Origin of the sequence: Geomicrobium sp. JCM 19038 (assembly GCF_000698125.1) — a bacterium.
Classification (GTDB): Bacteria; Bacillota; Bacilli; order Bacillales; family Marinococcaceae; genus Geomicrobium_A.
Genome location: NZ_BAXA01000003.1, coordinates 290,433 through 296,864, shown reverse-complemented (window position 1 = coordinate 296,864; position 6,432 = coordinate 290,433). Strand labels below are relative to the sequence as shown.

The 6,432-nt window shown below is 43.7% G+C and carries 7 protein-coding genes; all 7 read right to left on the bottom strand.

The window, feature by feature from the left end; translation table 11 throughout:
* Positions 1-3: 3 nt before the first annotated feature.
* Positions 4-180 carry an Rnase Y domain-containing protein gene (locus JCM19038_RS24705; RefSeq protein WP_304412577.1) on the bottom strand — a complete coding sequence of 59 codons (177 nt, stop codon included), beginning with the start codon at positions 178-180 and terminating at the stop codon, positions 4-6.
* Positions 177-311, bottom strand: a complete 135-nt coding sequence (locus tag JCM19038_RS24700) for a hypothetical protein (RefSeq protein WP_304412576.1) — start codon at positions 309-311, stop codon at positions 177-179. Before JCM19038_RS24700 ends, JCM19038_RS24705 begins: the two co-directional genes overlap by 4 nt.
* A 406-nt stretch (positions 312-717) precedes the next feature.
* The gene (recA, locus tag JCM19038_RS06280) at positions 718-1,770 is read right to left on the bottom strand and encodes a recombinase RecA (protein ID WP_042415745.1); all 1,053 of its coding nucleotides are present in this window, start codon (positions 1,768-1,770) and stop codon (positions 718-720) included.
* A 183-nt stretch (positions 1,771-1,953) separates the two neighbouring features.
* Positions 1,954-3,561, bottom strand: a complete 1,608-nt coding sequence (locus tag JCM19038_RS06275; protein ID WP_042415743.1) for a DEAD/DEAH box helicase — start codon at positions 3,559-3,561, stop codon at positions 1,954-1,956.
* A gap of 3 nt (positions 3,562-3,564) precedes the next feature.
* Complete coding sequence (locus tag JCM19038_RS06270) at positions 3,565-4,806, bottom strand: competence/damage-inducible protein A (protein WP_042415740.1); 1,242 nt, start codon at positions 4,804-4,806, stop codon at positions 3,565-3,567.
* Between the two features lie 18 nt (positions 4,807-4,824).
* Positions 4,825-5,400, bottom strand: a complete 576-nt coding sequence (gene pgsA, locus JCM19038_RS06265) for a CDP-diacylglycerol--glycerol-3-phosphate 3-phosphatidyltransferase (RefSeq protein ID WP_042361143.1) — start codon at positions 5,398-5,400, stop codon at positions 4,825-4,827.
* A gap of 146 nt (positions 5,401-5,546) precedes the next feature.
* The gene (locus tag JCM19038_RS06260) at positions 5,547-6,428 is read right to left on the bottom strand and encodes a RodZ domain-containing protein (protein WP_042415738.1); all 882 of its coding nucleotides are present in this window, start codon (positions 6,426-6,428) and stop codon (positions 5,547-5,549) included.
* Positions 6,429-6,432: the final 4 nt, after the last annotated feature.

Here is a 6,432-nt window from a genome sequence, read left to right as displayed (position 1 = left end):
CTCTTACGGTCGAGCGTTTTCTTCCTTTTGAAGAAGGCGACTTTCTTGCTTTTGAATTTCGTTTCTCCGTTCGCGAATATCGTTTTCGGCTTCGGATCGAATGCGGTAAGCTTCGTCTTTCGCTTCGAGGATCGATTCCTTCTTGCTAGCTTCAGAGTCGCGCTCCGCTTCTTCTATCATCTTCTTAGCAGCTTGTTCGGCACTAGAGATCTTTGCTCGGCAATCTTCTTACGGATGATATAACCGATGAACCCACCGACAACTATCAGCAAAATGGAGATGATCACAAATACTGGATCGTTACCCATCAAGGATACACCTCCTTTGCTATAAAGTTGTTTCAATTCTTGCGGGCTTGCCGACGAAAAACGGAGAGAGCAGCTAGATCGGTGTTGGTCTTACATTTGGGTTTCATCTCATTGTCGTACCAAATGTTTCCATCTGCTTCCATCATTCATCATCATTTGTGCTATGAATGGATCATATATGAACAAAACTTGTTCAAGTTTATGAAAGAATGAAGAACTATATGCCGCTTGGATAATCTGTCAATAAATCAAACCTATAATGTACGGCGGCGACAAGCACTTTATTCATTCCATTTAATTGTATACTTCAATTCTTACAAATGTCAACAAACCTTTGCTCTAAAAACCGTTAAAACCCTTGCTATTAAAAAGAAAAGCAAGGGGTCGCTACCCCTTGCTCCTCGAACGTTTACTCTTGTTCTAAGTTCAACGCCATCTCTTCTTCTTTGTCGACTTCTGCTTCTTTTTCTTTCGAACCGTTCAGCTCAAAATGATCGCGAATCTTAAGCTCAATCTCAGAAGCTACATCTTCATTCTCTTTCAAGTATTGCTTGGCGTTCTCACGGCCTTGACCGAGTCGCTCACCTTCGTACGCATACCAAGCACCGCTCTTGTCGACAATTTCAATGTCAGTCGCAATATCAAGCAACGAACCTTCTCTAGAGATTCCCTCACCGTACATAATGTCCACTTCCGCTTGACGGAACGGTGGCGCTACTTTGTTCTTCACGACTTTAAGACGTGTCTTATTCCCGACGATGTCATTGCCTTGTTTCAATGCTTCAGCACGACGCACTTCAAGTCGAACAGAAGAATAGAACTTAAGTGCACGTCCACCTGGTGTCGTCTCAGGATTTCCAAACATCACTCCGACTTTCTCACGGATCTGGTTAATGAAGACAGCAATCGCATTCGATTTACTAATCGCACCTGACAACTTACGAAGTGCTTGCGACATGAGACGCGCTTGCAAACCGACGTGCGTATCTCCCATGTCACCTTCGATCTCAGCTTTCGGTGTGAGTGCAGCAACAGAGTCAATAATTAAGATGTCAATCGCACCGCTTCGAATTAACGCTTCAGCAATCTCTAATCCTTGCTCTCCTGTATCCGGCTGTGAAAGAAGTAGTTCATCCGTATTCACCCCAAGGTTCCGCGCATAAACAGGGTCAAGGGCATGCTCTGCATCGATAAATGCAGCTTGGCCACCGTTACGTTGTACTTCTGCAATCGCATGAAGGGCAACTGTCGTCTTACCTGAAGATTCTGGTCCATACACTTCGACGATTCGGCCACGAGGATACCCACCTACTCCAAGTGCAATGTCTAAAGCAAGTGCACCACTTGAGATCGTGGAAACTCGTCGTTCAGACTCTTCACCAAGCTTCATAATTGAACCTTTACCAAATTGTTTCTCAATGTTTCGAAGCGCTTGATCCAGCGCGGCTTTACGATCATTCATTCTATTCGTCTCCTTTATATCTAAAAAATCACGTCGACTTTATCATCAATTCTCTACTAATTTCCCTCTGCTCACATCATAACGAACTTTTTTTCGTTTGCCAAGCAAAAATACGAACATTTATTCGATTTTTTTCGTCCCACAAGAAAAAGCCGTAAACATCACGTTACGGCTCTTTTCTATTTACGCTTTTGATGGGTTAGGCTTTCTGTTCTCTCGTTTCGGACGAGGTTTTGCTGGTTCTAAGTTCACTCTTGCGCCGTTTAAGCGTGAGTGGCGTAACCCTTCGTACACAAATGGAGCTACGGCTTCTGGCACTTCAATGAACGTAAAGTTCTCAAAAATATCAATGCGTCCGATTGATTTACCTGGAATGCCAACAGCATTTGCTACTTCTTCAATTAAGATCTTCGGCGTCATGTTGACGTTTCGTCCGACGTTAATGAAGAAACGCACCATGCCTTTAGCAGCACCTGTGTCGCCAAAGCTATAGCCTTCCTCAGACAAATTGTTCTCCGTTTGGTAGTTCATTGAGAGAAGCGCTTGAATGATGTCTCGCTCATTGAACTCTTGCAACAGTTCATCGGTTAGGTCATCAAAGATCGATACGTCGTCTTTCGCCGAAATGACATTCGTAATTTGTGTTTTCCATGCGTCTTGTTGTTTCTCAACGACTTCTTCAATCGTCGGAATCTCACGCGTTGGAATTTGCATCTTAATTTCTTGTTCAATTGAACGAAGGTGCTTCATTTCACGCGGTGTGACGAGCGTTAACGCTTGCCCTGTCTTTCCAGCACGTCCTGTACGTCCAATACGGTGTACGTAGGATTCTGGGTCTTGTGGAATATCGTAGTTGATAACGTGACTGACGTTATCAACGTCAATTCCCCTTGCAGCAACGTCTGTTGCGATTAAGAATTCAATGGAACTATCACGGAACTTACGCATAACTGCATCACGTTGGGATTGTGTTAAATCACCGTGTAGTCCATCTGCGAAATAGCCTCTCGCTTGAAGGGACTCCGTTAGTTCCGCTACACCTTTTTTCGTCCGAGAGAAAATAATTGCAAGTTCAGGGCTATAACGATCAATAATCCGGCACAGAGATTCTAACTTGTTTCGTTCAAGTACTTTGAAGTACAATTGCTCGATGCTCGGTGCCGTCACTTCACTTTTAGAAATTGAAACGGTTTTTGGCTCATTCATATAACGACGAGACAATTTACGAATTGGTCCTGGCATCGTCGCTGAGAAAAGCAGCGTCTGACGGTATTTGTTCGTCTGCTTTAAGATTGATTCAATGTCTTCAATAAAGCCCATATCAAGCATTTCATCGGCTTCATCTAAAACAAACGTTTCCACTTGATCGAGCTTTAACGTTTTACGACGCAAGTGGTCTTGAATACGTCCAGGTGTTCCAATAACGACTTGTACTCCTCGTTTTAACGCTTTGATTTGATGGCCAATCGATTGACCACCATAAATCGGCAACGTCGTAAGTTTCATATGTGCAGAAAGCTTCTGAAGCTCTCCAGCAACTTGAATCGCAAGTTCTCGTGTTGGTGTTAAGACGATCGCTTGAACGTCAGAATTCGCTTGAATTTTATTGAGAAGCGGAATCCCAAAAGCCGCTGTTTTCCCTGTTCCTGTTTGAGCTTGACCGACAACGTCGTTTCCTTCTAGAACGATCGGAATCGCTTTTTCTTGAATTGGTGACGGCTCTTCAAAGCCCATGTCTTTAATTGCTTTTTTTAGTTGAGGTTTAATTGCTTCATGGTCGAATACATTCATCTATTAATCACCTTTTTTCTTTTGTAACAGTAGTACGTGACACGCTTCTTTCGCTGCACGCCTACGGATTGTTTCTCTCGTACCACTTAATACTCGCTTAAAGACTGCAGTCTCGTTTCCATCTGCAATACCGATGAACAACGTTCCGACAGGATGCCCTTCGAGCTCATCAGGCCCTGCAACACCGGTTAATGCAATACCCATCGTTGATCCGCACCGGTCGCGCACGCCTTCTGCCATTTGTTTTGCACATTGTTCGCTAACAGCACCATATGCGTCAATCGTTTCCTGACGAACGCCTAACTGCGATACTTTCGCATCGTTGCTATACGTAACAAAACCACCGACAACGACTTGTGACGCACCTTTGATTGACGTCAAACTTGTGGCCAACCCGCCACCTGTAATGCTTTCTGCAGTCGCAATCGTACTCTTCGTGCGAGCAAGTTCTTCTAATGCTTTTGAATAAAGACTATCATTGTCAAAACCGTATAAATATTTGCCCACTCGAGCATAAATTTCTCGTTCCGTTTCGTCTAATAACGCCTTTGCTCGCGCTGTATTCGTCTCGGTAACCGTCAGTCGGAGCGTGACCTCATCTTCCCCTGCGAGCGGGGCTATCGTTGGGTTCGTTTGTGCAGAGATTAAGTCTTGCAGTTTAGCTTCTAAACTGGATTCCCCAATTCCATAAAAACGAAGCACGCGTGACTCAAAGAAATTACCCGACGTATTCATCGTTGCTAAATACGGTTCCAATTCTCGCTCTACCATCATCCGCATTTCTCTTGGAGGACCTGGTAGTAAACAATAAAGAACTCCTTCGTGCTCCAATGCCGAACCACATGCAAGTCCGGCATGATTATGAAACACGTCTGCACCTTCAAACGTGAGTGCTTGTTTTTTGTTAGCTTCACTTACAGTTCTTCCACTTGACGAAAAAAACTGCTCCACATGCTCAAGTGCCGCCTCATCATAGATGAGGGGAACTTGAATTAATTCTGATAATGCTTCACGCGTTAAATCATCTTCCGTCGGCCCGAGACCTCCGGTAAAAATAATCAGATCGTGGTGTTTTCTTGCTTCGATAATCGCCTGTTGTATTCGTTTTTTATTGTCACCGACGACCGTATGTTTGTATACATTTACTCCGTGATTTGCAAGTCGGCTAGAGATGTGCTGACCGTTTGTGTTCGCAATTTGACCGAGTAGTAGTTCCGTTCCAACTGCAATAATTTCAGCATTCATTCAGCATGCCTCCTTCAATTAGGCATCTTTAAAAATGTGTTTGTTCTTCCAGAAATAATCGATTCCAGAAACAATCGTCAAAATGACGGCAATCCACATCAATAGATCTGCGAGTGGGAATCCCATCCCTTCAAACGGTACGTTATGAACCATAAGAAAGAAGATCGCAACCATTTGAAAAACTGTTTTCCATTTCCCAAGTGGACTTGCCGCAATCACGGTTCCATCTGCAGCTGCAACGAGGCGCATACCGGTTACCGCAAATTCGCGAGTTAAAATAACAACCGCCATCCACGCAGGTAGCATATCAAGCTCAATGAGCGAGAGTAAAGCCGCAGTGACGAGTAATTTATCCGCTAAAGGATCTAGAAATTTGCCGAAGTTACTAATTAGGTTTCGGCTCCTAGCTATGTATCCATCTACCCAATCGGTAAGCGCCGCAATGGCATAAATCAATGCCGCTACGAGATGATTAACTGGAATTTCGGAATCAAAAACAGAAACCGTTCCCCAATCAAATGGATATAAAAAGACAAACATAAAAATAGGAATAAATGCGATTCGTGCGAGCGTAATCTGATTCGGTAAGTTCAAAACCGATCCTCCTTTTGCAAACACGCTTATAGTTTAACAGAAAAGCAAGTTAATCGAAAACAGGCGTCTTTATAGTCTACCGAAATGTAAGTCGATTGAAAAGAAAAACATAAAGTCTGCTACCGTCAAGTAGCAGACCGTACTCATTATTCTTCTAACTCTAATGTAATAAAGTGATGATGCGTATCCACTGGATATTCTAATTCTTCGCCATTGACCGTAATCGTCACACCATACGTATTCCCGACGTTCATTGTAATGGAATCTTGATCATCAACTTCAAATGATTCATCACTTGAGAAAACGCCGTCCATGCCAATGACCGTTCCGTTACGCTCGTCTAGAATTTGAATGTAACTCTCTCCATCAAATTCAAGATCAATTGCGAATGAATCACCAGTTACCGTAAACAATGACTCGTTGTTGTTCGTCTCTCCAAACGTCAACGTCTCGTCCGTTGATGGCTCGTCTTCGTCTTCGTTTTGAGCTTCATCGTCTTCTTCAGTCGTGCCTTCGGTTGAAGATGTGTCTTCTTCGCCTTCATCATCGCCCACTTCGTCGTCTTCTTCCTCATCAGGTGTCGTTCCGACGATATTCATCGACTCTTCTTCTTCAGGAGCCGCTTCATCTGTTCCAGATGGAAACGCCATAATCGCCCAAACCCCTGCCACAATGGCAATCAAGAACAATCCGATGAAAATAGCGGGCATGTAATTGCTTTTCTTCTTCCGTTCTTTCGTTCGTGTCTTTTGCTGTTCAACCCGTGAAGGCAGATCAACAGCTTCTTGTTTTGGCTTCGGTAAATCCGATTCAAATTGCTGGAACACTTCATCTGGTTCAAGTCCGAGTGCTTCTGAGTAGCTTTTAATGAAGGCTCGGGCATAAAATGCACCGGGCAAATCTCCATAGTCGCCAGACTCAATGGCTAACAAGTAACGCTTCTGAATTTTCGTACGCTTTTGAACTTCTTCTAAATCCCAGCCAAACTCTTCACGCTTTGACTGCAAAAACTGACCTAATTCTGTCATCTTA